At 62.4% G+C, this 26,211-nt stretch carries 24 protein-coding genes and 1 other RNA gene; 4 read left to right on the top strand and 21 right to left on the bottom strand.

All coding sequences use genetic code 11. From position 1 onward, the window contains the following. Positions 1-71: 71 nt before the first annotated feature. The 19 genes from ltrA to rsmI all read right to left on the bottom strand — a co-directional run bounded on the left by ltrA (position 72) and on the right by rsmI (position 21,417). Positions 72-1,493 (bottom strand): group II intron reverse transcriptase/maturase, encoded by a 1,422-nt coding sequence (gene ltrA / locus ACTJJN_RS12915; protein WP_221101214.1) that lies wholly within the window; start codon positions 1,491-1,493, stop codon positions 72-74. Positions 1,494-1,971: 478 nt separating this feature from the next. After that, positions 1,972-2,883: a UDP-3-O-acyl-N-acetylglucosamine deacetylase gene (lpxC, locus tag ACTJJN_RS12910; protein WP_003251873.1), complete on the bottom strand. Its 912-nt coding sequence runs from the start codon at positions 2,881-2,883 to the stop codon at positions 1,972-1,974. Between the two features lie 112 nt (positions 2,884-2,995). After that, positions 2,996-4,192: a cell division protein FtsZ gene (gene ftsZ, locus ACTJJN_RS12905; protein WP_003251871.1), complete on the bottom strand. Its 1,197-nt coding sequence runs from the start codon at positions 4,190-4,192 to the stop codon at positions 2,996-2,998. A 55-nt stretch (positions 4,193-4,247) separates the two neighbouring features. Continuing rightward, complete coding sequence (ftsA, locus tag ACTJJN_RS12900; protein WP_003251867.1) at positions 4,248-5,510, bottom strand: cell division protein FtsA; 1,263 nt, start codon at positions 5,508-5,510, stop codon at positions 4,248-4,250. A 14-nt stretch (positions 5,511-5,524) separates the two neighbouring features. Next, positions 5,525-6,394: a cell division protein FtsQ/DivIB gene (locus tag ACTJJN_RS12895; RefSeq protein ID WP_003251865.1), complete on the bottom strand. Its 870-nt coding sequence runs from the start codon at positions 6,392-6,394 to the stop codon at positions 5,525-5,527. Positions 6,395-6,399: 5 nt separating this feature from the next. Further along, positions 6,400-7,356: a D-alanine--D-alanine ligase gene (locus ACTJJN_RS12890; RefSeq protein ID WP_003251863.1), complete on the bottom strand. Its 957-nt coding sequence runs from the start codon at positions 7,354-7,356 to the stop codon at positions 6,400-6,402. Next, positions 7,353-8,801 carry a UDP-N-acetylmuramate--L-alanine ligase gene (murC, locus tag ACTJJN_RS12885; protein WP_003251860.1) on the bottom strand — a complete coding sequence of 483 codons (1,449 nt, stop codon included), beginning with the start codon at positions 8,799-8,801 and terminating at the stop codon, positions 7,353-7,355. The genes ACTJJN_RS12890 and murC overlap by 4 nt, the downstream gene beginning before the upstream one ends. Next, positions 8,794-9,873 carry an undecaprenyldiphospho-muramoylpentapeptide beta-N-acetylglucosaminyltransferase gene (murG, locus tag ACTJJN_RS12880; protein WP_003251858.1) on the bottom strand — a complete coding sequence of 360 codons (1,080 nt, stop codon included), beginning with the start codon at positions 9,871-9,873 and terminating at the stop codon, positions 8,794-8,796. The genes murC and murG overlap by 8 nt, the downstream gene beginning before the upstream one ends. Then, positions 9,863-11,077, bottom strand: a complete 1,215-nt coding sequence (gene ftsW, locus ACTJJN_RS12875; RefSeq protein WP_003251856.1) for a putative lipid II flippase FtsW — start codon at positions 11,075-11,077, stop codon at positions 9,863-9,865. Before ftsW ends, murG begins: the two co-directional genes overlap by 11 nt. Then, positions 11,074-12,420: a UDP-N-acetylmuramoyl-L-alanine--D-glutamate ligase gene (gene murD, locus ACTJJN_RS12870; protein ID WP_003251854.1), complete on the bottom strand. Its 1,347-nt coding sequence runs from the start codon at positions 12,418-12,420 to the stop codon at positions 11,074-11,076. The genes ftsW and murD overlap by 4 nt, the downstream gene beginning before the upstream one ends. 6 nt (positions 12,421-12,426) lie before the next feature. Beyond that, complete coding sequence (mraY, locus tag ACTJJN_RS12865) at positions 12,427-13,509, bottom strand: phospho-N-acetylmuramoyl-pentapeptide-transferase (protein ID WP_003251852.1); 1,083 nt, start codon at positions 13,507-13,509, stop codon at positions 12,427-12,429. Then, complete coding sequence (locus tag ACTJJN_RS12860; RefSeq protein WP_440781308.1) at positions 13,509-14,876, bottom strand: UDP-N-acetylmuramoyl-tripeptide--D-alanyl-D-alanine ligase; 1,368 nt, start codon at positions 14,874-14,876, stop codon at positions 13,509-13,511. The genes mraY and ACTJJN_RS12860 overlap by 1 nt, the downstream gene beginning before the upstream one ends. Beyond that, positions 14,869-16,359: a UDP-N-acetylmuramoyl-L-alanyl-D-glutamate--2,6-diaminopimelate ligase gene (locus tag ACTJJN_RS12855; RefSeq protein WP_440781307.1), complete on the bottom strand. Its 1,491-nt coding sequence runs from the start codon at positions 16,357-16,359 to the stop codon at positions 14,869-14,871. The genes ACTJJN_RS12860 and ACTJJN_RS12855 overlap by 8 nt, the downstream gene beginning before the upstream one ends. Continuing rightward, positions 16,356-18,101, bottom strand: coding sequence for a peptidoglycan D,D-transpeptidase FtsI family protein (locus tag ACTJJN_RS12850; RefSeq protein WP_161775025.1), 1,746 nt, complete (start codon positions 18,099-18,101; stop codon positions 16,356-16,358). The genes ACTJJN_RS12855 and ACTJJN_RS12850 overlap by 4 nt, the downstream gene beginning before the upstream one ends. Further along, positions 18,101-18,394 (bottom strand): cell division protein FtsL, encoded by a 294-nt coding sequence (gene ftsL / locus ACTJJN_RS12845; protein WP_003251845.1) that lies wholly within the window; start codon positions 18,392-18,394, stop codon positions 18,101-18,103. The genes ACTJJN_RS12850 and ftsL overlap by 1 nt, the downstream gene beginning before the upstream one ends. Further along, on the bottom strand, positions 18,391-19,338 hold the full coding sequence (gene rsmH, locus ACTJJN_RS12840; RefSeq protein ID WP_003251843.1) for a 16S rRNA (cytosine(1402)-N(4))-methyltransferase RsmH: 948 nt from the start codon (positions 19,336-19,338) through the stop codon (positions 18,391-18,393). The genes ftsL and rsmH overlap by 4 nt, the downstream gene beginning before the upstream one ends. Then, entirely contained in the window at positions 19,335-19,790 is a 456-nt protein-coding gene (gene mraZ / locus ACTJJN_RS12835) for a division/cell wall cluster transcriptional repressor MraZ (RefSeq protein ID WP_440781306.1), read from the bottom strand. Before mraZ ends, rsmH begins: the two co-directional genes overlap by 4 nt. 308 nt (positions 19,791-20,098) lie before the next feature. Next, positions 20,099-20,474, bottom strand: an RNA gene (gene rnpB / locus ACTJJN_RS12830) — RNase P RNA component class A. 67 nt (positions 20,475-20,541) lie between these two features. Next, on the bottom strand, positions 20,542-21,417 hold the full coding sequence (rsmI, locus tag ACTJJN_RS12825; protein ID WP_440781305.1) for a 16S rRNA (cytidine(1402)-2'-O)-methyltransferase: 876 nt from the start codon (positions 21,415-21,417) through the stop codon (positions 20,542-20,544). 186 nt (positions 21,418-21,603) lie between these two features. Between rsmI and ACTJJN_RS12820 the strand changes: the two genes are divergently transcribed. From ACTJJN_RS12820 to ACTJJN_RS12805, 4 genes are all read left to right on the top strand, one after another. Further along, positions 21,604-23,421 (top strand): penicillin-binding protein activator, encoded by a 1,818-nt coding sequence (locus ACTJJN_RS12820; protein ID WP_192907691.1) that lies wholly within the window; start codon positions 21,604-21,606, stop codon positions 23,419-23,421. After that, a complete protein-coding gene (locus ACTJJN_RS12815; protein ID WP_012053656.1) occupies positions 23,421-23,792 on the top strand; it encodes a YraN family protein in 372 nt (123 codons plus the stop codon). The genes ACTJJN_RS12820 and ACTJJN_RS12815 overlap by 1 nt, the downstream gene beginning before the upstream one ends. Positions 23,793-23,878: 86 nt before the next feature. After that, positions 23,879-24,472 (top strand): phosphoheptose isomerase, encoded by a 594-nt coding sequence (locus tag ACTJJN_RS12810; RefSeq protein WP_012053657.1) that lies wholly within the window; start codon positions 23,879-23,881, stop codon positions 24,470-24,472. After that, positions 24,469-25,047: a BON domain-containing protein gene (locus tag ACTJJN_RS12805; RefSeq protein ID WP_003251832.1), complete on the top strand. Its 579-nt coding sequence runs from the start codon at positions 24,469-24,471 to the stop codon at positions 25,045-25,047. The genes ACTJJN_RS12810 and ACTJJN_RS12805 overlap by 4 nt, the downstream gene beginning before the upstream one ends. Before the next feature lie 59 nt (positions 25,048-25,106). Here the strand turns inward: ACTJJN_RS12805 and ACTJJN_RS12800 are convergent, their stop codons facing one another. Beyond that, on the bottom strand, positions 25,107-25,538 hold the full coding sequence (locus ACTJJN_RS12800) for a ClpXP protease specificity-enhancing factor (protein WP_003251830.1): 432 nt from the start codon (positions 25,536-25,538) through the stop codon (positions 25,107-25,109). Between the two features lie 10 nt (positions 25,539-25,548). Continuing rightward, positions 25,549-26,172: a glutathione S-transferase N-terminal domain-containing protein gene (locus tag ACTJJN_RS12795; RefSeq protein WP_003251828.1), complete on the bottom strand. Its 624-nt coding sequence runs from the start codon at positions 26,170-26,172 to the stop codon at positions 25,549-25,551. Positions 26,173-26,211: the final 39 nt, after the last annotated feature.

Raw genomic sequence — 26,211 nt, 5'->3', positions numbered from 1 at the left:
ATTGAGTAGGAGGCGGGTTCACACCCGCCGTCCTCTCACACCACCGTGCGTACGGTTCCGTACACGGCGGTTCAAGCTATGCGGCTAAGCCGGTTGATCGTATCCAGTATCGAGACCAGTCCGAGTCGATCCCATAGTTTCTTCGGCAGCGCCTGATTCATATGTGGCGCCCCCGAGTTCCACCATGGGCCTCGGCCGTTATAGGCCGATTTACAGGCACGCTCCTCGCTTAAGCCCAGACGCATCAGGTTGCGCGCCCTCGTAGAGGGCTGTTTCCATTGGCGCCAAATGGCACAGCGGAGTTTGTGCCTGATCCAGCCATCCAGCTCCTCAAGTGGCCGCTTGCTCTGGCTGAGCTTGAAGTAACCCGCCCAACCTCGTAGTACGGGGTTTATCCGCTCGATGGTGTTTGCCATCTTGCGGCCCCGCGCGCCGCATAGCAGCTCTGCGAGCCGGTCGCGCAGGCGACTCAGGCTCACCGTTGCCACCCGCAACCTTGGCTGCTGATGCCAGCTCATCCCATAACCCAAGTAATCACACTTCCAGGCTCTCGCGACTCGACTCTTCTTCTGATTCACCGTCAGTTTCAAACGTTGACTCAGGAAGCGCTCGACACTAGCCAGTACCCGTTCGCCAGCCCGAGGACTGCGCACATAAATGTTCGCGTCATCGGCATAGCGCACGAAGCGATGGCCCCGCCGCTCCAGTTCGCGGTCAAATTCATCGAGCAGGATATTCGACAGCAGCGGCGAGAGCGGGCCGCCTTGCGGCGTCCCTTCCTGCCGTGGACTGACGACACCGCCTGACATGACTCCCGCTTCAAGGTAGCGACGGATAAGCCTAAGTACGCACTTATCTTTGACCCGGCGCTCGATACAGGCCATGAGGATGTCGTGGTTGACCCGATCAAAAAACTTCTCCAGATCGACTTCCACGCACCACCGGTGCCCCGATGCCACATGGGCACGGGCCATCTCGACAGCTTGATGCGCGCTCCTGCCCGGACGGAAGCCGTAGCTAAAATCCGAGAACAAAGGATCGAAGAATGGCGTGAGTTGTTGCAGCAATGCCTGCTGGATCAGGCGATCCACGACGCTGGGAATTCCCAGTTGCCGCGTGCCGCCCTGCGGCTTGAGAATTTCAACCGCACGTACGGCTTGGGGATGGTATTCACCGGCCAGCAATCTGCCTTTGAGGATTGGCCAATACTGATTCACATAGCCTGCAAGGTCGGCGACCGTCATGCCATCGGCACCCGGCGCTCCCTTATTGCTGACTACGCGCTTATACGCACGTCTGAGGTTGGCCGGTGCGAGCACCCGCTCCATCAGCGTGTCCGGCTCTGCGTTCGTCCACGCCGATGACGCCGTCGATACCTTTGCGCTGTCAGGCATCATCCTCGGCTTCTGGCCGGGATTCGGAGTGACAGATTCCGTTTTAGGAAATTTCTGCATTGCGGCTACCAACGAGACAGTGACGCCTACTGGCGGCATAACCTGTTCGGCCCTTGGTGACGCGGTTAACCGCCACTTACTACGGCCTCGGCTGACTTCTGCACGCTCATCCCGTCGCCTCTCGACGCTCGGTAGCACCAAGGCAAGCGTACAGATCTCCCAGGGTAATTCGCGTGACCTTCCTGCTTATGCCTGTCGGATTTACGTCGCAGCGTTCCGTGCAAGTATTGGGCTTTGACGATTATGGCCGTCTTGCCCCGCTGCGCCGCCTGATCCGCTTCCTGTTCGTCAGGCCAGCATTTTGCCTCGGGCTTCCTTCAGATTCGTAGTCGCCCACGACACCCTTGCCTCTGGCTAACACTTCCCCTTGCCGGGTGTGTAGAGGACTTTCACCCCCAAGTCACCAGCGAGGCCACCACAGCCAAGCTGGTTGCGCTATCGCGCAACGCGCCATGCCTGGCGCACCATAAAAAAGGCCACCCGAAGGTGGCCTTAATGAACTAGAGAGTGTTCGAACTTACACGGCCGCAACAGGGCGCATGTACGAGATCGGTGCCGTGCTGGCATCTTCGAAAGTGACCACTTCCCAGGCATCGGTTTCAGCAATCAGCTTGCGCAACAGCTGGTTGTTCAGCGCGTGGCCGGACTTGAAGCCCTTGAACTCGCCGATCAGGCTGTTGCCCAGCAGGTACAGATCGCCGATGGCGTCGAGGATCTTGTGCTTGACGAATTCGTCTTCGTAACGAAGGCCGTCTTCGTTGAGCACGCCGTCCTCATCGACCACGATGGCGTTCTCGACACTGCCACCCAACGCAAGGTTGTGCTTGCGCAGGTACTCGATGTCACGCATGAAGCCAAAAGTACGCGCGCGGCTGACTTCCTTCACGAACGACGTGCTGGAAAAGTCGACGCTGGCGCTCTGGGTCCGGTTGCGAAGCACCGGGTGATCGAAATCGATCTCGAAGCTCACCTTGAAACCTTCGAAAGGCAGGAACGTGGCGCGCTTGTCGCCCTCTTCCACGGTTACCTCACGCAGGATGCGGATGAACTTCTTGGCTGCGTCCTGTTCTTCCAGGCCGGCAGACTGAATCAGGAATACAAAAGGACCGGCGCTGCCATCCATGATCGGCACTTCCGAGGCGGAGAGCTCGACGTAGGCGTTATCGATGCCCAGGCCCGCCATGGCGGAGAGCAGGTGCTCGACCGTATCGACCTTGACGTCACCGTTGACCAACGTCGTCGACATGGTTGTCTCGCCGACGTTGGCCGCACGCGCAGGGATCTCGACCACAGGGTCGAGGTCGGCGCGGCGGAAGACGATGCCGGTGTCAACAGGTGCAGGCTTGAGGGTCAGGTAAACCTTCTCCCCGGAGTGCAGACCGACACCTGTGGCACGGATGGTATTCTTCAGGGTGCGTTGTTTAATCATGGCATTGGCCGCTTCAGCGCAAATTGCGAACAGGTATCAACAAAGGCTGGGGATGATAACAGACCCAACCTTTGATGAATACCAATCACCTTTATACCCCTGATAAATTCCATTAATCAGCCTGACGACGCAGGAATGCCGGGATATCGAGGTAGTCCAGGTCATCCTGAGGGTTCAGTTTAGCGGCTGCGGCAGCACCTGCATGCGCCTGGTTGCGCATGACGGTCGGACGCTCCAGGTCACGGTAGTTGACCGCTGGCTGCTCCTGGCGCACCGGCGCAGGATTGGACGCTTCGTACGCCTGCTGGGCAGTCTGCAGGGTATTGTCGACCACCTTCACAGGCTTCTCGATGCGTGCGCCCAGACCAGTGGCCACCACGGTCACGTGCAGTTCGTCACGCATGTCCGGGTCGATCACGGTGCCGACCTTGACCATCGCGTGGTCGGAGGCGAAGGCTTCGATGATGCTACCCACGTCGGAGTACTCACCCAGCGACAGGTCCGGGCCTGCGGTGATGTTCACCAGGATACCGCGGGCGCCCTGCAGGTTGACGTCTTCCAGCAGCGGGTTACGGATAGCTGCCTCGGTGGCTTCACGTGCACGGTTCGGGCCGCTGGCGCAGCCAGTACCCATCATGGCCATGCCCATTTCACCCATCACGGTGCGCACGTCGGCGAAGTCGACGTTGATCATGCCTGGGCGCTTGATGATGTCGGAGATACCGCGTACGGCACCGGCCAGTACATCGTCAGCCTTGGCGAAGGCAGACAGCAGGCTGGCATCCTTGCCCAGGATGGTCAGCAGCTTCTCGTTGGGGATGGTGATCAACGAGTCGACGCTTTCAGCCAGCATGCGGATGCCTTCATCGGCGATCTGCATGCGCTTGCGGCCTTCGAACGGGAACGGACGGGTCACCACTGCAACGGTGAGGATACCCATTTCCTTGGCCACTTCGGCAATGATTGGCGCTGCACCGGTACCGGTGCCGCCACCCATGCCGGTGGTGATGAACACCATGTTGGTGCCCTGCAGCACTTCAGCGATGCGCTCACGGTCTTCCAGCGCGGCCTGACGGCCGACTTCCGGATTGGCACCGGCACCCAGGCCCTTGGTCACACCCGTGCCCAATTGCAGGATGGTGCGCGCGCCAATGTTTTTCAGCGCCTGGGCATCGGTGTTGGCGCAGATGAATTCCACGCCTTCGATGCTGCTCTTGACCATGTGATTGACGGCGTTGCCGCCACCACCACCAACGCCGATCACTTTGATGACCGGACTTTGCGGGACGTTGTCTACGAGCTCGAACATTTTCCCTCTCCTTACAGTTCTCTAGTTGTTGCGCCTACCACTACTGCTTTGAAACTTAGAAGTTGCCCTGGACCCACTTCTTGAAGCGTTCAAGCACTGGGGCCTTCGGTTCATCGCCATAGCTGTTGCTGCTGCTGTTGCTGTTACCGGTCAGGGCCAAATCCTCGGACTGCTTCAGCAGGCCGTAGGTGAGCAAGCCCACACCGGTGGAATAGATCGGGTTGCGCACCACGTCGCTCAGCCCCCGAACGCTGTGCGGCACGCCCAGGCGTACCGGCATGTGGAAGATTTCCTCGGCCAGTTCCACGGCGCCTTCCATCTTCGCGGTGCCGCCAGTGAGGACGATGCCGGCGGGCACCAGGTCTTCGTAGCCGCTGCGGCGCAGTTCGGCCTGGATCAGGGTAAAGAGCTCGTCGTAACGTGGCTCCACCACCTCGGCCAGGGCCTGGCGCGACAGCTCGCGCGGTGGGCGATCGCCCACGCTTGGCACCTTGATGGTCTCGCCAGCGCCAGCCAGTTTGGCCAAGGCACAGGCGTAGCGGATCTTGATTTCTTCGGCGTACTGGGTCGGGGTCCGCAGGGCCATGGCGATGTCGTTGGTCACTTGGTCGCCTGCAATCGGGATGACCGCCGTGTGGCGGATGGCGCCCTCGGTGAAGATGGCGATGTCGGTGGTGCCGCCACCGATGTCCACCAGGCACACGCCCAGTTCTTTTTCATCATCGGTCAGCACCGAATAGGCCGAAGCCAGCTGTTCGAGGATGATGTCGTCGATTTCCAGGCCGCAGCGGCGCACACACTTCTCGATGTTCTGGGCGGCGTTGACGGCGCAAGTGACCACGTGAACCTTGGCTTCCAGACGCACGCCAGACATGCCCAGCGGCTCGCGCACGCCTTCCTGGTTGTCGATCACATAGTCCTGCGGCAAGGTGTGCAGCACGCGCTGGTCGGCCGGAATCGCCACGGCCTGGGCGGCGTCGAGTACGCGCTCCAGGTCGGCCAGGCTGACCTCGCGGTCACGGATGGCAACGATGCCGTGGGAGTTCAGGCTGCGGATGTGATTACCGGCCACACCGACGAACGCCGAGTGGATACGGCAGCCGGCCATCAGCTGCGCCTCTTCCACGGCGCGCTGGATCGACTGCACGGTGGACTCGATGTTCACCACCACGCCTTTTTTCAGGCCACGGGACGGATGGGTGCCGATCCCGACGATTTCCAGGGTGCCGTCTTCGCCCACTTCGCCCACCAGCGCCACCACCTTGGAGGTGCCAATGTCCAGCCCGACGATCATTTTGCCGCTATGCGCGTTTGCCATGGTCCTGCCTCTCTCTAATTCTTCGCAACGGCGGGTTGGGCCGTCGTCGGTGCAATCGGTTCCCGCCAACCAACGGCAAGTCCGTTGGAATAACGCAGATCAATGCGGGCGATAGTGGTGATCTGGTCTTTGAGTGTCTTGTCGTAAATGGCAATGAAACGGCGCATCTTCTCCACCAGATGATCGCGCCCCAGCAGCAACTCGATGCCTGGCCCGGCACTGCTCGCACCGGTGGTCAGGAACCAGCTGCCTCGCTCGCGCAGCTCCAGGCGAGCGATGGAAAAGCCCAGGGGGCGCAGCATCTGGCTCAATACCTGATACTGCTGCATGACTTGTTGCTGAGCACGCTGCGGCCCGGCCAGCTGCGGCAGGTGCTCATAGTTGGCCAGCTCGCGCGGGGTGAAAGCCTGACCCTGGTTGTTGAGCAGGGCTGCGTCCCCCCAGCGTGCCACCGGCAGCTGCTCTTCAAGGCGGATCACCACCTCGTCGGGCCACACCCGGCGCACTTCGGCGTGTGCGATCCACGGCATCTGCTCGAGCTCGGCGCGCATCGCCGGCAGGTCGACGCTGAAGAAGCTCGCCGCCACGTAGGGCGCGATACGCTGCTGCACCGACTGCTGGCTGATGTAGCTGAGGTCGCCCTGCACATCGATCTTGGTGATCGGGCGGTCGGCGTACGGCATCAGGCGAATGGCGCCCTCGTAGGCACCAAAGCCGGCCGCCACCAGCAACACCGGCCACAGCAAGCGCTTGAGGCCGCCCAGGCTTGGCCGGGGCAGGCGCGCCGATACGGGCTCGTCGGCCACCAGCCGGCTGGCACCACGCGGCACCGGCTTGCTACGGCCGGTAACGGGTTGCTGCTGACGTATCATCGCGCCTTGCATGGTTATTAACCTCGCGTCGCCACGCTTTCGGCCAGGATTGCCAGCACCAGTTGCTGGAAGTCCAGGCCAGCCGCGCGGGCCGCCATGGGCACCAGGCTATGATCTGTCATGCCTGGTGCGGTGTTGACTTCGAGCAGCCAGAACTGGCCCTGCTCGTCCTGCATCACGTCCAACCGCCCCCAGCCTTCGATGCCAATGGCATCGCAGGCGCGCGCAGTCAGGTCGATCAGTTCCTGTTCCTTGACGCTATCCAGCCCGCACGGGATGCGGTACTGGGTATCGTTGGCGATGTACTTGGCGTCGTAGTCGTAGAACACGTGCGGCGTACCCAGGGCGATCGGCGGCAGCACCTGGCCGCGCAGTACCGCGATGGTGAACTCCGGACCGTGGATCCACTGCTCCACCAGTACCTGGGAATCGTATTTGGCGGCGTCCTGCCAGGCGGCGACCAGTTCCTGGGCGCTGTTCACCTTGGCCATGCCGATGCTAGAGCCTTCATGGGCGGGTTTGACGATAAGCGGGAAGCCCAGTTCCGTACTGGCCTGCAAACAATCGCTTTCGCTCGCCAGCACCGCGTGGCGTGGCGTGGGAATGCCCAGGCTCTGCCACACCTGCTTGGTGCGCAGCTTGTCCATCGCCAGCGCCGAAGCCAGGATGCCGCTGCCGGTGTAGGGGATGCCCAGGCACTCCAGCAAACCTTGCATGCTCCCGTCTTCACCGCCACGGCCGTGGAGGATGATGAAGGCGCGGTCAATCTTCTCGCTCTGCAGGCGTGCGAGCAGGTCGTCACCGACGTCGATGCCAACCACGTCGACGCCGGCAGTGCTCAGCGCATCGATCACTGCGGCGCCAGATTTCAGCGACACCTCACGCTCGGCGCTCTTGCCACCGTACAGCACGGCGACGCGGCCGAACGCCTTGACGTCCAGGGTCGACTGCAGCTTGTCGTAGGCGCTGGTCATTTCGACTTCTCCTGCTTGGCGCCTGCGAACAGCGGGCTTTTCATCAACTGCGGGGCCAGGCCGCCGACATCACCGGCACCCTGACAGATCAAAATGTCGCCAGCGCGCAGCAGTGGCTTGACCAGCGGTGCCAGCTCGACGCCGCGCTCGATGTAGATCGGGTCCAGCTTGCCGCGCTGGCGGATGCTGTGGCACAGCTGACGGCTGTCGGCACCGGGGATCGGCTCTTCGCCGGCCGGGTAGACCTCCATCAGCAGCAGCACGTTGGCATCGCCCAGCACCTGGACGAAATCGTCGTACAGGTCGCGGGTGCGGCTGTAGCGGTGCGGCTGGTAGACGATCACCAGGCGGCGGCTTGGCCAGCCACCGCGCACAGCCTTGATCACCGCCGCCACTTCGGTGGGGTGATGACCGTAGTCGTCGACCAGCATCACACTGCCGCCTTCGACCGGCAGCTCGCCGTATACCTGGAAGCGACGACCGACACCCTGGAAGCCGGACAGGCCCTGGACGATGGCCTCGTCAGTAATGCCTTCGTCAGTGGCGATGGCGATGGTCGCCAGGGCGTTGAGCACGTTGTGGTTGCCGGGCATGTTCACCGAAACCTCCAACGGCTCGCGATCACGGCGCAGCACGGTGAAGTGGGTCTGCATGCCCTGCTGACGCACATTGATGGCGCGGATGTCGGCCTCTTCGCTGAAGCCGTAGGTCACGGTCGGGCGCTTCACCTGCGGCAGGATCTCGCGAACCACCGGGTCGTCCAGGCACATCACCGCCAGCCCATAGAACGGCAGGTTGTGCAGGAACTCGACGAAGGTTTTCTTCAGCTTGTTGAAGTCACCTTCGTAGGTCGCCATGTGGTCGGCGTCGATGTTGGTGACAACCGCGACCATCGGCTGCAGGTGCAGGAAGCTGGCATCGCTTTCGTCTGCTTCAGCGATCAGGTAGCGGCTGGTGCCCAGCTGCGCATTGGTACCGGCAGCGGTAAGACGGCCACCGATAACGAAGGTTGGGTCCAGGCCACCGGCGGCGAACACTGAAGCCAGCAGGCTGGTCGTGGTGGTCTTGCCGTGAGTACCGGCAACGGCCACGCCATGGCGGTAACGCATCAGCTCGGCGAGCATCTCGGCACGCGGCACCACCGGAATGCGCCGCTCCAGTGCGGTGGCAACTTCCGGGTTGGCCGGGTTGATGGCGCTGGACACCACCAACACATCGGCGGTGGCAGCGTTCTCGGCGCGGTGGCCGACGAAGATCTCAGCGCCAAAGGACTCCAGGCGCTCGGTCACCGGCGAGGCTTTAAGGTCCGAACCGGACACTTCATAGCCCAGGTTCAGCAACACTTCGGCAATACCGCACATGCCCACGCCGCCGATGCCGACGAAGTGAATGCGGCGAATACGGCCCATCTTCGGCTGGGGCATGGCTTTCTGGCTCTCAACCATGGGCCACCTCCAGGCAGATATCGACCACGGTGCTGGTTGCAGCAGGTTTGGCCAGGCGCCGTGCGGTGCCAGCCATGACGTTGAGTTTCTCGGGTTGCATCAGCACCTCGTTCAGGCGTTCAGCGAGTTGCGCTGCGCCAGTTGTCGCTTGTGGCATCAGGAAGGCAGCGCCTTCGCGGGCCAGATATTGGGCGTTGTGGGTCTGGTGATCGTCGATCGCGTGGGGCAAAGGCACCAGCATCGAAGGCAGGCCTGCTGCCGCCAGCTCGCTGACAGTCAGGGCACCGGCTCGGCACACCACCAGGTCGGCCCAGCCATAGGCTTGAGCCATGTCGTTGATGAAGGGCTCTACCTGAGCCTCGACGCCCACCTCGTGATAACGCTCGGCGGTGATCGGTGCGTGCTGCTTGCCAGCCTGGTGGAACACCTCTGGCCGCAGCGCCGCGGGCACTTCAGACAGGGCCTTAGGCAACAATTTGTTCAATGGTTCCGCACCCAGGCTGCCACCGAGCACCAACAGGCGTGCGCGGCGCTCGCCCAAGGGCACGCGTTGCGCGTCCATGAAGAGTTCCGGGCGCACCGGGTTGCCAGTGGTGCGACGCTTGTCGCTGGCCTCGAAGGTGTTCGGGAAAGCTTCGCAGACCCGCGCCGAGAGTGGCACCAGCAACCGATTGGCGGTACCTGCCCTGGCGTTCTGCTCATGGATCACCAGTGGCACGCCGCACAGCCGCGCAGCCACGCCGCCGGGGCCGGTCACATAGCCGCCAAAGCCCAGGACACATACGGGCTTGAGCTGGCGAATGATGCGCCGTGCCTGCAGCACGGCCTTGACCAACGTGAAAGGCGCCTTGAGCAACGACAGCTTGCCCTTGCCGCGCAAGCCGCTGACCTGAATCAGATGCAATGGCAAACCTGCCTGTGGCACCAACTCGTTCTCGATGCCACGCGGGGTGCCCAACCAGTGCACGCTGTAACCGCGCTTCTGGAACTCACGGGCGCAGGCCAGCGCCGGGAATACGTGCCCCCCGGTGCCGCCGGCCATGATCAATACATTTTTGCCTTCAGCGGCCATGACTGGTCTCCTCGGCAAAATCGCTTTCGCTGAATTCGTGCTCCTCACTGCCCAGATGCGTGCGACTTTCCCACTCGATGCGCAGCAACAGGCCTACGCAGGCGCAGCAGATCACCAGCGAGCTCCCCCCGTAACTGAGAAACGGCAGGGTCAGGCCCTTGGTCGGCAGCAGGCCGACGTTCACACCGATGTTGATCAGGAACTGGCCAATCCACAGGAAAGCCAGGCCGAACGCCATGTAGGCGGCAAAGAACTGTTTGGCCTTCTCGGCCCACAGGCCGATGTACAGGGCGCGCACGGTGACGAACACAAACAGCGCGACGGTCAGCAGCGAGCCGACCACGCCCAGTTCTTCCGCCAGAACCGAGAACACGAAGTCGGTGTGCGCTTCAGGCAGGTAGAACTGCTTCTGCACGCTGTTGCCCAGGCCAACGCCCAGCCACTCGCCACGGCCGAAGGCGATCAGTGCCTGGGTCAGCTGGTAGCCGGAGCCGAACTGATCGGCCCAGGGGTCGGTGAACGTAATAAGGCGCGCCATCCGGTAGGGCTGCGCCTGAACCAGAACAAATACCGCCAGCACCGCCAGCACCACCATCAGGCTGAAGCGGAACAGCCCCACCCCTCCCAAAAACAACATGGCCGCCGCCGCGCCCATCATCACCACCGTGGCGCCGAAGTCCGGTTCCATCAGCAGCAAGGCGGCCATGGGCAGCAGTACGATGAACGGCTTGAAGAAGCCCATCCAGGTTTCGCGCACCTCGGTCTGTCGGCGTACCAGGTAGCCGGCCAGGTAAATAACCACGAACACCTTGGCGATTTCCGAAGGCTGCACGTTGAAGAAGCTGAAACCGATCCAGCGCATGGAGCCGTTAACCTCACGGCCGATACCCGGCACCAGGACCAGTACCAGCAGGCCGAAGGCGCCAAGCAGCATCATGAAGCCCATGCGCTGCCAGGTGGCGATTGGCACCAGCATGGTTGCACCACAGGCCACCAGGCCAAGGAACACGTACACCAGGTGGCGGAACATGTGATACAGCGGGTTGCCGGACTGTACAGCAGCCACTTCCGAGGAGGCCGAAGTGATCATCACCAGGCCCAGACCCAGCAAGGCCAGGCAACCGGCGAGCATCGGGAAGTCCAGGTCGACGCCACGGCCGCTGATCAGCGGCGACGGGTAGGGTTTGAAGATGCCGAAGATCATGCAAGACCTCCCGCTGCCTGGGCGAACAGACGCCCCCGTTCCTCGAAGTTCTTGAACATGTCGAGGCTGGCGCATGCTGGCGACAGCAGCACGGCATCGCCGGCCTGGGCCAGTTCGGCACACTGCTGTACGGCATCGTCAAGCGTCTTGACTCGAACCAGTGGCACGGCATCGCCCAAGGCCTCGGCCAGGCGCTCGGCATCACGGCCGAGCAATACCACGGCGCGGCAGAAACGCTTGACCGGCTCGCGCAGCGCAGTGAATTCAGCACCTTTGCCGTCACCACCGGCGATCAGCACCAACTTGCCTTCGATATCGGCGCCCAGGCCTTCGATGGCGGCCAGGGCAGCACCGACGTTGGTGGCCTTGGAATCGTCGTACCAGTTCACGCCATTACGCTCGCGTACCCACTGGCACCGGTGGGCCAGGCCACCGAACTCGCGCAGGGCCGCGAGCATGGGCTCGAACGGCAGGCCGGCAGCATGCCCCAGGGCCAGCGCCGCCAGGGCGTTGCTCTGGTTGTGAGCACCGCGAACCTTCAGTTCACGCGCCGGCATCAGCGTCTGGAACTCGAACGCCAGGTATTTTTCACCGTCCACTTCACGCAGGCCAAACGCTTTGAAGTCGGGCGAGTTGAGGCCGAAGGTCCAGCATGGTCGGCCTTCCACCGGCAGCGGCCGGCTCAGGGCGTCCTGGCGGTTGACCACCACCTGGCGGGCACCGCGGAAAATCCGGTGCTTGGCCAGGTGGTAGGCCGGAAGGCCGCTATAGCGGTCCATGTGGTCTTCGCTGATGTTCAGAACAGTCGCCACTTCGGCGTTGAGCTGGTCAGTGGTTTCCAGCTGGAAGCTGGAAAGCTCCAGCACGTACAGCTCGATGTCATCGGCCAGCAGGTCGAGCGCCGGGGTACCGAGGTTACCGCCCACGGCCACGCGTTTGCCGGCCTTGGCGGCCATTTCACCGACCAGCGTCGTGACGGTGCTCTTGGCGTTGGAACCGCTGATGGCAATGATCGGCGCCTTGGCATGGCGAGCAAACAGCTCTATGTCGCCAGACAGCTTCACGCCACGCGCGGCCGCCTGCTGCAAGGCCGGCGTGGCCAAGGCCAGACCGGGGCTCACGTACAACTCGTTGGCGCGGCACAGGAAGTCCACATCCAGTTCACCACAGCGCACTTCCACCTGCGGGTAATCACGGCGCAGGGTTTCCAGTTCCGGCGGTTGCTCGCGGGTATCGGCGACCGCAAAGGCAATGCCCCGGCTCGCCAGGAAGCGAACCAGGGACATGCCGCTCTTGCCGAGGCCGACAACGATGCGGAATTGGTCGGAAGCGATCAAAGACACGCTCATCTACCTCAGTTTCAGGGTTGCAAGGCCAATCAGTACCAGGATCACGGTGATGATCCAGAATCGGACGATCACCCGGGGCTCTGGCCAGCCCTTGAGTTCAAAGTGGTGGTGGATCGGCGCCATGCGGAACACGCGCTTGCCGGTCAGCTTGAACGAGGCGACCTGGATGACCACCGACAGGGTTTCCACCACGAAGATGCCGCCCATGATGAACAGCACGATTTCCTGGCGCACGATGACGGCGATGGTGCCCAGCGCGGCGCCCAGCGCCAGCGCGCCGACGTCACCCATGAACACTTGCGCCGGGTATGTGTTGAACCACAGGAAGCCCAGGCCGGCACCGATCAGCGCGCCGCAGAACACGATCAGCTCGCCCGAGCCCGGCACGTAGGGGATCAGCAGGTACTCGGCGAACTTCACGTTACCCGACAGGTAGCAGAAGATGCCCAGCGCGCCGCCGACCATCACCGTCGGCATGATTGCCAGGCCGTCAAGGCCATCGGTGAGGTTGACCGCGTTGCTCGAGCCGACAATGACGAAGTAGGTCAGTACGACGAAGCCGACGCCCAGCGGAATGGTGACATCCTTGATGAACGGCAGGATCAGCGTGGTCTCGACGCTGGTTGGCGCCGTTTTGTACAGGAACACCGCCGCCGCCAGGCCGAACACCGACTGCCAGAAGTACTTCCAGCGGCTCGGAAGGCCACGCGAGTTCTTTTCGATCACCTTGCGGTAGTCATCGACCCAGCCAATGGCACCGAACGCCAGGGTGACGATCAGCACAACCCAAACATAGCGGTTGCTCAGGTCGGCCCACAGCAAGGTGCTGACGGCGATGGCCGACAGGATCAGCGCACCACCCATGGTCGGGGTGCCGGACTTGGACAGGTGCGATTGCGGGCCGTCGTTACGCACGGCCTGGCCGATTTGGCGAATTTGCAGGGTACGGATCATCCAGGGGCCCAGCCACAGCGCCAGGGACAATGCGGTCAGTACGCCAAGAATCCCGCGCAGGGACAGGTACTGAAAGACCGCAAAGCCTTTGTGGAACTGTTGCAGATACTCGGCCAACAGCAGCAGCATTAATGTTTCTCCCCGCTGGCACCGCACAATGCCGCCACGACGTTTTCCATCGCAGCGCTGCGCGAGCCCTTGATCAAGATAGTGGTGTCACTGGCATTCTCGGCGCTAACTGCATCGATCAGCTCAGCTTGAGTCGCGAAATGGCGGCCATTGGCGCCGAACGCCTTGACCGCATGTGTCATGTTGGAACCCACTGCGTACAGGGCGTCGACCTTGCCACGCGCGTAGTCACCCACCTGACGGTGGCCTTCTTCCGCCCATTGCCCCAATTCGCCGATATCCCCAAGCACCAGAACGGTGCGTCCGGAAAAGCCGGCGAGTATATCAATGGCTGCGCACATAGAGGTGGGATTTGCGTTGTAACTGTCGTCGATTACCCGTACCCCGTTCAGCGCGATCTGCGCCACGGTCCGCCCCTTGACCGGTTGCACCGCAGCCAGGCCGGCGGCGATACCGCTCAGGCTCAGACCAACGGCATGTGCAGCGGCGGCGGCGGCCAAGGCATTGCTGACGTTGTGTTCACCCAGCACATTGAGTTGCACGTCTACCGTTTCACCGGCGCCATGCAGGGTGAAGGACGGGCAGCCACGGGCATCGCGACCAATGTCTGACGCGTGGAAATCGGCCTTCGGGTTGCTGCGTGCGAAACTGACAACCTTGTGCGCACCGGCACGCGCCTTCCAGATATCAAAGGCTTTGTCGTCCAGGTTGAGAATGGCAATACCGCCTTCGCCCAGGCCTTCGAGAATCTCGCCCTTGGCTTCGACGATCTTGTCCGGGCCGCCGAATTCACCAACGTGGGCAGTACCGGCATTGTTGATGATGACCACCTGCGGTTGCGTCAGGCCCACGGTGTAGCGGATTTCGCCAATGCGCGAAGCGCCCAGCTCGATCACTGCTGCGCTGTGCTCCGGTGCGATCTCCAGCAGTGTCAGCGGCGCACCGAGGTCATTGTTCAAGTTGCCGCGGGTAGCGTGCACCAGGCCACGGGTACGCAGGATGCTGGCGAGCATTTCCTTGACCGTGGTCTTGCCGCTGGAACCGGTAATGGCCACTACAGGTTTGTCGAAAGCCGCGCGGTTCAGGGCGCCGAGCTGACCCAGTGCTACCCGGCAATCCTTGACCAGCAACTGCGGCAGGTCGACACCGGCCACTTCACGCTCGACCAGGGCAGCCACTGCGCCTTTGGCTTTCACATCCGCCAGGTAGTCATGACCATCGAAACGCGGGCCGGCCAGGGCGACGAACAGTTGCCCGGCGCTGACACTGCGGCTATCGATGCTGACGCCGGTGAACGTGGCGTCGCCACCGATGTGCTGACCCTTCAGTGCTGTGGTCAGCTGGCTGAGTGACAACGGCTTAAGCATGTGGAGCCTCCCAGGCTGCAAGTGCCTTTTCGGCTTCGGTCAAATCGGAGAAATCATGGCGCTCGCCATTGATCTCCTGGTAATCCTCGTGCCCCTTGCCGGCCAGCACGATCACATCGTTGGCTGCGGCGGTGGCAATCAGGTGCGCAATGGCTTCGCCACGCCCGGCGATGAACTCGACGTCGTCAGGCCTGGTGAAACCGGGGCGAATGTCATCGAAGATGCGCGACGGATCTTCAGTACGCGGGTTGTCGTCGGTGACCAGTACGCGGTCGGCCAGGCGCTCGGCCACTTCGGCCATCAGCGGGCGCTTGCCGCGATCACGGTCCCCGCCGCAGCCGAACAGGCACAACAGCTTGCCATGAGCGTGCGGGCGCAGGGCCTCGAGTACTTTTTCAAGTGCATCCGGCGTGTGTGCATAGTCGACCACCACCAGCGGCTTGTCGCCGCCACCCAGGCGCTGCATGCGGCCTACCGGCCCCTGCAGTTGCGGCGTGACCTTGAGGATCTCGTCCAGCGCATAGTCCAGCGCCAGCAGGGTCGCCACAGCGGCAAGCATGTTGCTCAGGTTGAAGCGACCCAGCAGTTGGCTGCGCAAGATACGCTCACCTTGGGCGGTGACGAGGGTGGCGCGCACGCCATCGTCACTGAATACGGCTTCGCGGCAGAACAGCGAGGCTTCCGGGTTTTCCAGGCTGTAGCTCAGCAGCCGGGTTTCGATATGGTCGACACTCGGGCGACGCTCGAAGTCGGCCGCCAGACGACGACCAAAGTCGTCATCCAGGTTGACCACCTGGCAACGCAGGCTCGTCCAGGCGAACAGCTTGGCCTTGGCGGCCTCATAGGCTTCCATGCTGCCGTGATAGTCGAGGTGGTCGCGGGACAGGTTGGTCATCACCGCGATGTCGAATTCCAGTGCGGCAACCCGGCCTTGCTCCAGGGCATGGGAAGACACTTCCATGGCCACGGCCTTGGCGCCGCCTTTCTTGAGGTCGTTGAGGGTCGATTGCACGGCAATCGGGTCGGGCGTGGTCAGGCGGCCGCTCTGCAACTCGCCGTAGAAACCGGTCCCCAGGGTGCCAATCAGACCGCAGCGCTGGCCAAGCAGGTCGAGCGCCTGGGCTACCAGTTGGGTCACGCTTGTCTTGCCGTTGGTGCCGGTCACGCCGACCAGATTCAACTGGCGGCTCGGTTCACCGTAGAAGCGCCCGGCGATATCTGACAGCTGAGCGATCAGGCCTTTGACCGGAATCAGGGGCGCATCGGTCAGCGGCAGCACGTTGGCACCCTGCTCTTCGTAGGCCACGGCGGCAGCGCCACGGGCCAGGGCATCGGCGATATGCTCGCGGCCATCGACCTTGGCACCCGGCACCGCCAGGAACAAGTCACCCGGGCGCACATTACGGCTGTCCAGGGTCAGCTCACGAATCAATGGATCACGGCTGGCGTGGGCGAAAAGTTTGCTTAATGGCATTGTCATCATCCACGCCCTCCCTTGGCGGCTGCTGCATTGACTTGCGATTGCACGGCGGGTGCAGGTGCAGGTGGCGGCAGGTTGTCTGGCGGCACGTTCATCAGGCGCAGGGTGCCGGACATGACCTTGCTGAATACAGGCGCCGATACCAGACCACCGAAGTAGCCGCCCTTGCCCGGCTCGTCGATGACCACAACGATGGCGTAGCGCGGGTCGCTCATTGGCCCGAAGCCGGCGAACAGCGAGCGGTAGGCGTTTTCGGTGTATCCCTTGGCACCCACGGTGGCCTTACGCGCGGTGCCGGACTTGCCGGCCACGTGATAGAACGGCACCTGGGCACGGAAGACGCCGCGCGGCGCTTCGATCACCTGCTGCAGCATGCCTTGAACGGTTTCGGCGACATCCTTCGGAATGGCCTGCACGGCTTCCGGCGCCTTGTCGACCTTGATGATCGACAGCGGCACCATCTTGCCGTCGTTGGCCAGCGCCGCGTAGGCATGCACCAGCTGCAGGGCAGTCACCGATACGCCGTAGCCATAGGACAGGGTTGCGGTCTCGGCCTTGCGCCACTCACGGTGGTTGGGCAGGTTGCCGACACGCTCACCCGGGAAGCCAAGGCCGGTGTACTGGCCCAGGCCGACCTGGGACATGACCCGGTAGATGGCCTCGCCGCCGATGTCGAACGCGATCTTGCTCATGCCAACGTTACTGGAGTTGATCAGGATGCCGGTCAAATCAAGAATCGGGCCCTCGCTGCGCGACACGTCCTTGATGGTGTAGCGACCGATCTGCAGGCTGCCGGGGTACACCTCGACCTTGTCGGTAGGCTTCCAGCGGCCGCTCTGCAACGCCGCACTCATGGAGATCGGCTTGACCGTGGAGCCCGGCTCGAACACGTCGATGATCGCCCGGTTACGCATGGCCGCCGGGAACATGCTACGGCGGTTGTTGGGGTTGTAGGTCGGCTGGTTGACCATGGCCAGGACCTCACCGGTCTTGACGTCCATGATCACCAGGCTGCCGGCCTTGGCGTCCTGTTCGGCAATGGCATTGCGCAGCTCGCGGGTAGCCAGGTATTGCAGGCGCAGGTCTATCGACAACGCCAAGGTCTTCCCGGCCTTGGCGTTCTTGGTTACCTGAATGTCCTTGATCAGCCGGCCGCGCCGGTCCTTGATCACCTGGCGCTTGCCGGGCACACCGGCCAGCCACTCGTCATAGGCCAGCTCCACCCCTTCACGACCGTGGTCGTCGAGGTCGGTAAAGCCGACCATGTGTGCAGTCACATCACCGGCCGGATAGAAGCGGCGGAATTCTTCCAGGCCGTACACACCAGGCACTTTAAGGTCGAGCACGTGCTGGCCCTGCTCGGGGGTCAGCCCCCGGACCAGGTAGATGAACTCTTTGTTGGCCTGCTGGGTCAGGCGCTCAATCAACTGCTGCGGGTTTTGCCCCAGCGCAGCGGCCAATTGCGGCCAGCGCTCCTTAGAGGCCTGCATCTCTTTGGGGTTGGCCCACAAGGTGGTGACCGGGGTACTCACGGCCAACGGCTCACCGTTGCGGTCGGTAATCAAGCCGCGGTGCGCCGGGATGGGGATGTGACGCAGGCTGCGTGCATCGCCCTGGCCCTTGAGGAAGTCACGGTCAACCACCTGGAGGTCGATGATGCGCCAGCAAATGGCGCCGACCATGATCGCCAGCAAGCCGATCACTACGCGGAAGCGCCACGGGTAGAGTGCGCCTTCGAGCTTCATCATGGCGCCACCATCCGGACTTCGTCAGCTGATGGCACGCGCATCTTCAACTGCTCGGAGGCCAGGCTCTCGATGCGGCTGGCAGCAGTCCAGGTACTCTGCTCAAGAATCAGCCGGCCCCATTCGGCCTGAGCCTTGTCGCGCTCGTTCAATTCACCGTACAAGGTGTTGAGCAGTTGACGGTTCCAGTGCGCACTGTAGGACACGGCAATGGCCGAAACCAGCACGCCGACAAACAGCAGAAGCATCAGGAAGCTTCCGCCTGGCAAGGGTTTGGCAAGTAGCCTGCTCACCGCAGCTTCTCCGCCACGCGCATCACGGCGCTACGCGACCGCGGGTTGGCCTTGAGCTCAGCCTCGGAGGCGAACTGAGCCTTGCCAATGAGCTTGATTTTCGGCTCGAAGACCTTGTGCTGAACCGGCAGGTTGCGCGGCAGATTGTCAGCCTCACCCTTCACCAGCTTGCGCATGAACAGTTTGACGATACGATCTTCCAGCGAGTGGAAACTGATCACCGCCAAGCGACCACCGACTTCGAGCGCATCGAGCGCAGCCTCAAGGCCGGCCTCCAGGTCGCCCAGTTCGTTGTTGACGTGAATGCGAAGGCCCTGGAAGGCACGGGTAGCCGGGTTCTTGCCCTTTTCCCATGCCGGGTTGGCCACTTTGAGCACCTCCGCCAGGTCGGCGGTACGGGTGAAGGGCTGTTTTTCACGGCGCTCGACCACGGCACGCGCCATGCGCCCGGCAAAGCGTTCTTCGCCGTACTCCTTGAAGACGCGGGCGATTTCTTCCACGGGCGCAGTGGCGATGAACTCGGCGGCACTGATGCCCTGGTCCGGGTTCATGCGCATGTCCAGCGGGCCATCATTGAGGAAGCTGAAGCCACGCTCTGGGTCATCCAGCTGCGGCGAGGACACGCCCAGGTCCAGCAACACACCACTGACCTTGCCGTGCAGGCCGCGCGCTGCGACTTCCGCACCCAGCTCGGCAAAACTGCGCTGCACAATGACAAAGCGGCCGTCTTCGGCCGCCAGCGCTTGCCCCGTGGCAATCGCCTGTGGATCTTTGTCGAAGCCCAAGAGCCGCCCTTGCGGCCCGAGCTTGCTGAGAATCAGACGGCTGTGTCCGCCACGGCCGAAAGTGCCGTCCAGATAGCAACCGTCGGCGCGCAGGGCCAATGCCTCGACAGCTTCGTCGAGCAGGACGGTAATGTGGTTGAAGCCGCTATCTATGGTCACAGGATCAGGTCACGCAATTCGTCGGGCATGGCGCCCGGTTGTTGAATAGCTGCAAGGTCAGCTGCCGAAACCGCGTTCCAGGCATCTTCATCCCACAGCTGGAATTTGTTCAGTTGCCCCACCAGCATCGCCTTCTTGTCGAGCTTGGCGTACTCACGCAGGCGGGGCGGCACCAGGAAACGCCCGCTGCCATCGAGCTCCAGGTCAACCGCATTACCGATCAGCAAACGCTGCAGGCGGCGGTTTTCCTCACGCAACGATGGCAAGGCACGCAACTTGGCTTCTATCTGTTCCCACTCATCGAAGGGATAAACACACAAGCAGGGGTCTACGGCGTCAATGGTCACGATCAGTTGACCATTGCAACGTGAGTCGAGCTCGTCACGGTACCGGCTCGGCATGGCGAGACGGCCCTTTGCATCGAGGCTGACGGCGTTGGCTCCGCGGAACACGGCTGTGATTCCCCACAATGTTAGCTTTTTTGTGTCAGAAAACCCACTTCATCCCACTTTCTGCCACTTGCGCACACTATAGGAATCCGCCCGCAGCACCGTCAAGGCACGTTCATAAGGAAAAGCCTTACAGGACCGAGATTTAGCGCAACAACGGAATGTGGAAGGACTGCCAGCGAGAGAAAAACACGAGAAAAATCAAACCCACGCAAACGAATGGAGTTCGAAGTTAAAGTAATTTATTAAGAGTAAGATTTTTTCGGTATTACCAGAGAGGATCTGCTATCGATTCAAGCAGGGAAAGAAAGGTGGAGAGTCGATCTGTAAGCCGGGTTTTGTCGAGGACAGTCATTCCTCTACGACGGCCATCACTGGACGCCTCTAGCAACCTACCCGGTTCCGACGCGGGCCACGCCTGATGGAACCCTATTTGGTCTTGCTCCGAGTGGGGTTTACCTAGCCACGAACTGTTGCCAGCCGTGCGGTGCGCTCTTACCGCACCTTTTCACCCTTACCGGCACCGAAGTGCTTAGGCGGTTATTTTCTGTGGCACTTTCCGTAGGCTCACGCCTCCCAGGCGTTACCTGGCACTCTGCCCTTTGGAGCCCGGACTTTCCTCCCCCTGCTGCTCACACAACAAAAAGTTGCGGAACAAAAACAGGCAGCGACTGTCCGATCGACTCTCCGCCGCCAAGGTTACCGGCACGCGCGCGCAAGAACAAGCGCCACCGACATTTATATCAAAATGCCACTACCCGGCTTTCTGCTTTTCCAGGGCAAGTTGATACAAGAGGTTCTTGCGCACCCCGGTAATTTCCGCTGCAAGCGCCGCCGCCCGCTTCAGTGGCAACTCAGCCAACAGCAGGTCGAGCACGCGCTGTGCTTCGGCACTGATGGCCTGCTCGCCTTCCGGCGCACTCCAACCGCCGACCAGCACCACGCACTCACCGCGCTGCTGATTGCTGTCGCCGGCTACGAACGCACGCAACTCAGCCAGCGGCAAACCCTTGAGGGTCTCGAAGGTCTTGGTCAGTTCGCGCGCCAGCAACGCAGGACGATCGCCACCAAATACCGCCTCCATGTCTTCAAGACACTCCAGGATGCGATGCGGGGCTTCATAGAAGATCAACGTGCGCGGTTCTTCCCTCACCTGCTCCAGGCGCGCCCGGCGCCCTGCCTGCTTGGCCGGCAGGAAGCCTTCGAAGATGAAGCGGTCCGATGGCAGGCCTGCCGCCGATAGCGCGGCGATCAAGGCACAGGCGCCCGGCACCGGCACCACGCTCACCCCCGCGACCCGCGCCTGACGCACCAAGTGGTAGCCCGGGTCGGAAATCAGAGGCGTGCCGGCATCAGAGACGAGCGCCACATTTTCACCCGCCAGCAGCTTGGAGAGAAAACGCCCGCCCTCGTCACGCTCGTTGTGCTCATGACAAGCGGCCAACGGCGTATCAATGCCAAAGTGTTGCAGCAGGCGGATCGAATGACGGGTGTCTTCGGCGGCGATCAGCGCCACATCCGCCAGCACCTTCAGCGCCCGAGCGCTCATGTCGTCGAGGTTGCCGATGGGGGTTGCCACCACATACAGCGTCCCCACCGCGGATTTCGAAGCCCCTGCCACATCAGTCACTGCGCACACCTGTCATTCGGATCAAAGGCGCCATTGTAGCCCGAGCGCCTGCAACAGGGCGCAAAGAAACTCGCCGGCGATCAGGAACACGCCGCCTATAGTGAAGGATCGACACAGCAACATCGCGCCCCGGCCAGTGCTTGGGTACAATTGCCGGCCAACTTGATCGAGTAACAGGACCTTTACATGATCGCTTGCCTGCGGCTGCTCACAGCCCTCTGCCTCGCCGCCCTGCTGGCAGCCTGCGCCAGCTCGCCCTCATCCAGCCTGGGGGAACTGCCACGCACCCCGGATGCCAGCATCGAGCAACTGCTCGAAAAGGCCGCTTCCAGCAAGTCTGCAGAAGACGCCGCCCTGCTGCGCCTGAGCGCGGCCGACCTGGCCTACAAGCAGAAGGACTTCCCACGCGCCGCACGCATTCTCGAGCAGGTCCCGCTGGACACGCTCAAGCCGGCCCAGCAAGTGTTCGCCAGCACCCTCGCGGCGGAACTGGCCATGAGCCGCAACCAGCCCAAAGCAGCGCTGACCGCCCTGGCCCACCCGAGCCTGCAGCGCCTTGCCGAGCTGCCGACAGAACAGCAAGTGCGCACCTACAGCGTGCACGCCGCCGCGCTCGAAGCCGACGGCCAGGCCCTGGCTGCCGCACAGGAGCGCACTCTCCTGGCCCCGCTGCTTGGCGGCCAGGCCGCCAGCACCAACAATGACGCCATCTGGGCCTTGGTCGCCTCGCTGCCTGCAGAGCAACTGCAGCAGCCAACCAACGATCAGACCCTGGCTGGCTGGACCAGCCTGGCCTTCGCCGTGAAAAGCGCTGGCACCCTGGAGCAGCAGCAAGCGGCCATCGAAGCCTGGGTCAAACAGCACCCGGACCACCCTGCCGCCCAGCAACTGCCGCTGGCCCTGACCAAACTCAAGGAACTGGCCAGCCAGCCGCTGACCAAGATCGCCCTGCTGCTGCCTCAGGAAGGCCCACTGGCCGGTGTAGCCCGCGCCCTGCGCGATGGCTTCATGGCCGCCCACTTCCAGGCCCAGCAAAGCGGCCAGCCAGCGCCTGCGGTGCAGGTGTTCGACAGCTCGCGTATCGGCTCGCTGGACGACTTCTATCGCCAGGCGCAAGCCGCCGGCGTGCAACTGGTCATCGGCCCGCTTGAAAAACCATTGGTCAAACAACTGGCCGCCAAACCACAGCTGCCGATCACCACGCTGGCCCTGAACTACGCCGACGCTGGCCAGAAGGCGCCGCCACAACTGTTCCAGTTCGGCCTGGCGGCCGAAGACGAAGCCCGTGAAGTGGCCCGCCGCGCCCGCGCCGATGGCATGGTCCGCGCCGTAGCCCTGGTGCCGAGCGGCGAATGGGGTGACCGTGTCCTGGCCGCCTTCCGCCAGGACTGGGAAGGCAATGGCGGAACCCTGCTCGCCGCCCAGCGCATCGCCCAACCGGTCGCCCTCGCCCAGCAGATTGCCGACCTGTTCCAGCTGCGCCAGAGCGAAGGCCGCGCCAAGAGCCTGCAAAGCACGGTGGGCGGCAGCATCGCTGCACAACCGTCGCGCCGCCAGGACATCGACTTCATCTTCCTCGCCTCGACCCCACAACAGGCGCAGCAGATCAAGCCGACCCTGAACTTCCAGTACGCCGGTGATGTGCCGGTCTATGCCACCTCGAACCTGTACAGCGCCAGCGGTGACATCAACCAGTACAATGACATGAACGGCATCCGCTTCTGCGAAACACCGTGGCTGCTCGACACCAGCAACAGCCTGCGTCAACAGGTTGTACAGCAGTGGCCGCAAGCCGCTGGCAGCCTCGGCCGCCTGTATGCCATGGGCGTCGACGCCTACAGCCTGGCGCCGCGCCTGGGCCAGCTGAAAGCGCTACCAGACAACCGCATCCTGGGCCTTTCCGGCAGCCTGAGCATCAATGCCAACCAGCGCGTCGAGCGCCAGCTGCCATGGGCCGAGTTCACCGGCGGCCAGGTCAAGCGCCTGCCTGACACCGCGCGCTGATGGCCGCAGCATCGCCTACCCGTGCCGGGCAAGCGGCAGAAACCCAAGCCCTTGAGTACCTTCAGGGGCAAGGGCTGCAGTTGCTGGCGCGCAACTGGCGATGCAAAGGCGGCGAGCTTGATCTGGTCATGCTCGACGCCGATACAGTAGTATTCGTCGAAGTCCGCTACCGGTTGCACGCGGGCTTCGGAGGCGCCCTCGACAGTATCGACGGGCGCAAGCAGAAACGGTTGGTGCTTGCCGCCAGCCTGTTCCTGCAGAAGGAGGCCCACTGGGGCAACCACCCCTGCCGCTTCGACGTAGTCGCCCTGCAGGGTAGCCACCATGCAGGCAGACCGCTTCAATGGCTGAAAAACGCCTTCGAATGCTGAACCCACTTCGTTTTTTTTGCTCTATGTATCGCGGGCTGGTCGTTGTTGCGCGTAGCAAAGGCCACCGCCCCATTTAAGGTCACCAGATGGACATGCAATCCCGAATTCGCCGGCTGTTCGAGGCCAGCATCGAAACCAAGCAACAGGCAATGGACATCCTGGCACCGCACATCGAGCAGGCCAGTCTGGTCATGGTCAATGCGTTGCTCAACGAGGGCAAGATGCTCGCCTGCGGCAACGGCGGCTCGGCCGGCGATGCCCAGCACTTTTCATCGGAGCTGCTCAACCGCTTCGAGCGCGAGCGTCCCAGCCTGCCAGCCATCGCGCTGACCACCGACAGCTCGACCCTGACCTCGATCGCCAACGACTACAGCTACAACGAAGTCTTTTCCAAGCAGATCCGCGCCCTGGGCCAGCCCGGTGACGTTCTGCTGGCGATCTCCACCAGCGGCAATTCGGCCAACGTAATCCAGGCAATCCAGGCCGCACATGACCGTGAAATGATTGTCGTAGCATTGACGGGTCGCGATGGCGGCGGCATGGCTTCGCTGCTGCTGCCCGAGGACGTGGAAATCCGCGTGCCTTCGACAGTTACCGCGCGTATCCAGGAAGTCCACCTGCTGGCGATCCACTGCCTGTGCGATCTGATCGACAGCCAACTGTTCGGGAGTGAAGAATGACCCCTATGCGCCTCGGCCTGATGGCCCTGACCCTGTGCCTGAGCGTCACTGGTTGCAGCTCGGTACTCACCTCTACCCGCAATTCGCCGATCGAGGACGATCGCGGCACGCGCACCATCGGCAGCAAGATCGACGACTCGCTGATCGAGACCAAGGCTGCCGTGAACATTTCCAAAGCCAACCCAGACCTGGACAAGGGCTCGCACATCGTTGTCAGCAGCTACAACGGTATCGTCCTGCTGGCCGGGCAGACCCCACGCGCCGACCTCAAGAGCCTCGCGGAGCAAACCGCCAGCCAGGTCCAACGGGTCAAGAAAGTACACAATGAGCTGCAGGTGATGCAGCCCTCTTCCATTCTGGCGCGGAACAACGACGCCTGGCTGACCACCAAGATCAAGACCCAGATGCTGACTGACAACGCCGTGCCCAGCTCGCGCATCAAGGTGATTACCGAAAACGGTATCGTCTACCTGCTGGGTCTGGTCACCCGTCAAGAAGCCAACTCGGCCACTGCCGTGGTACAGGGCGTGTCGGGCGTGCAGAAGATCGTCAAGCTGTTCGAGTACATCGATTGACTCAGTGATTGCCTGGACAGGCCAAACAAAAAGGCGATCCATCTGGATCGCCTTTTTTGTTACTTGACCACTTTCAGGCTTGGCCGGCCAGTCGGACGCGGCGGCTGCCCTCCATCGTCTGGCGGGCCATCGTCATCCGGCTGCACATCATCGTCTTCCAGCTCGTCGCCATCCATCGAAGACGGCTCCAGCTCGAAGACCATACCCTGGCCATTTTCGCGGGCGTAGATACCCAGGATTGCACCAACCGGCACGAACAGCGAGTGAGCCACGCCACTGAAGCGGCCCTCGAAGCTGACTGCGTCATTGTCCATGTGCAGGCTACGCACGGCGCTTGGCGAGATATTCAAGACGATCTGGCCATCACTGGCGAAACCATCCGGCACCTGAACTTTCGGGAATTCGGCATTGACCAGCATATGGGGCGTGCAATCGTTGTCGACGATCCACTCGTACAGTGCTCGAACCAGATAGGGGCGACTGGAGTTCATCAACGGCTCCTTAAAGCTTGCGCATTTCACGTTCTACGGAGGACAGGCTCGCCTGAAAAGGCTCGCGGGCGAACTGGCGCTCCATGTAATCCAGCAGCGGCTTGGCTTGCCGCGGCAATTCGATACCCAACACCGGCAAACGCCAGAGTATGGGCAATAGACAGCAATCGACCAGGCTTTGCTCATCACTCATGAAGCAGGCGAACTCGCCAAACAACGGCGAGACCCCGGTCAGGCTTTCGCGCAAGGCCTTGCGCGCTTCGGTTCGGGCAGCTTCACTGCTACGCGGGTCAAGCACGGTATCGGCCAAGGCACACCAGTCGCGCTGGATGCGGTGCATCAGCAGGCGGCTGTTGCCACGCGCAACCGGGTATACCGGCATCAGCGGCGGGTGCGGGTAACGCTCCTCGAGGTATTCCATCACCACGGTCGATTCATACAACGCCAGGTCACGGTCGACCAAGGTCGGCACGCTGCCATAAGGGTTGACCTCGGCCAGCTTCGGCGGCAGGCGGGCGGGATCGACATCGATCAACTGCACGCTGACGCCCTTCTCGGCCAGAACCAGGCGCACCCGATGAGAATAGTGATCAGCGGGATCGGAATAGCAGGCTAACCTGTTGGTTGCGCCCATGTAGCGGCTCCTCGCACGGATGCTTGTGCAACTTTAAAT

It is taken from the genome of Pseudomonas sp. 22515 (assembly GCF_052044625.1).
Taxonomy (GTDB): domain Bacteria; phylum Pseudomonadota; class Gammaproteobacteria; order Pseudomonadales; family Pseudomonadaceae; genus Aquipseudomonas; species Aquipseudomonas alloputida.
This window is presented reverse-complemented; position numbering and strand designations above follow the sequence as displayed.

Coding starts and splice junctions, on each gene's coding strand:
- ACTJJN_RS12855 (WP_440781307.1), bottom strand. CDS start 16,359: ATGATGACAATGCCATTAAGCAAACTTTTCGCCCACGCCAGCCGTGAT.
- ftsZ (WP_003251871.1), bottom strand. CDS start 4,192: ATGTTCGAGCTCGTAGACAACGTCCCGCAAAGTCCGGTCATCAAAGTG.
- murC (WP_003251860.1), bottom strand. CDS start 8,801: ATGGTTGAGAGCCAGAAAGCCATGCCCCAGCCGAAGATGGGCCGTATT.
- ACTJJN_RS12795 (WP_003251828.1), bottom strand. CDS start 26,172: ATGGGCGCAACCAACAGGTTAGCCTGCTATTCCGATCCCGCTGATCAC.
- ftsW (WP_003251856.1), bottom strand. CDS start 11,077: ATGATCTTCGGCATCTTCAAACCCTACCCGTCGCCGCTGATCAGCGGC.
- ACTJJN_RS12800 (WP_003251830.1), bottom strand. CDS start 25,538: ATGAACTCCAGTCGCCCCTATCTGGTTCGAGCACTGTACGAGTGGATC.
- ACTJJN_RS12820 (WP_192907691.1), top strand. CDS start 21,604: ATGATCGCTTGCCTGCGGCTGCTCACAGCCCTCTGCCTCGCCGCCCTG.
- ACTJJN_RS12860 (WP_440781308.1), bottom strand. CDS start 14,876: ATGCTTAAGCCGTTGTCACTCAGCCAGCTGACCACAGCACTGAAGGGT.
- lpxC (WP_003251873.1), bottom strand. CDS start 2,883: ATGATTAAACAACGCACCCTGAAGAATACCATCCGTGCCACAGGTGTC.
- ACTJJN_RS12810 (WP_012053657.1), top strand. CDS start 23,879: ATGGACATGCAATCCCGAATTCGCCGGCTGTTCGAGGCCAGCATCGAA.
- mraY (WP_003251852.1), bottom strand. CDS start 13,509: ATGCTGCTGCTGTTGGCCGAGTATCTGCAACAGTTCCACAAAGGCTTT.
- ACTJJN_RS12890 (WP_003251863.1), bottom strand. CDS start 7,356: ATGACCAGCGCCTACGACAAGCTGCAGTCGACCCTGGACGTCAAGGCG.
- ACTJJN_RS12850 (WP_161775025.1), bottom strand. CDS start 18,101: ATGAAGCTCGAAGGCGCACTCTACCCGTGGCGCTTCCGCGTAGTGATC.
- ltrA (WP_221101214.1), bottom strand. CDS start 1,493: ATGCCGCCAGTAGGCGTCACTGTCTCGTTGGTAGCCGCAATGCAGAAA.
- murG (WP_003251858.1), bottom strand. CDS start 9,873: ATGGCCGCTGAAGGCAAAAATGTATTGATCATGGCCGGCGGCACCGGG.
- ACTJJN_RS12805 (WP_003251832.1), top strand. CDS start 24,469: ATGACCCCTATGCGCCTCGGCCTGATGGCCCTGACCCTGTGCCTGAGC.
- ftsA (WP_003251867.1), bottom strand. CDS start 5,510: ATGGCAAACGCGCATAGCGGCAAAATGATCGTCGGGCTGGACATTGGC.
- ACTJJN_RS12895 (WP_003251865.1), bottom strand. CDS start 6,394: ATGCAAGGCGCGATGATACGTCAGCAGCAACCCGTTACCGGCCGTAGC.
- ACTJJN_RS12815 (WP_012053656.1), top strand. CDS start 23,421: ATGGCCGCAGCATCGCCTACCCGTGCCGGGCAAGCGGCAGAAACCCAA.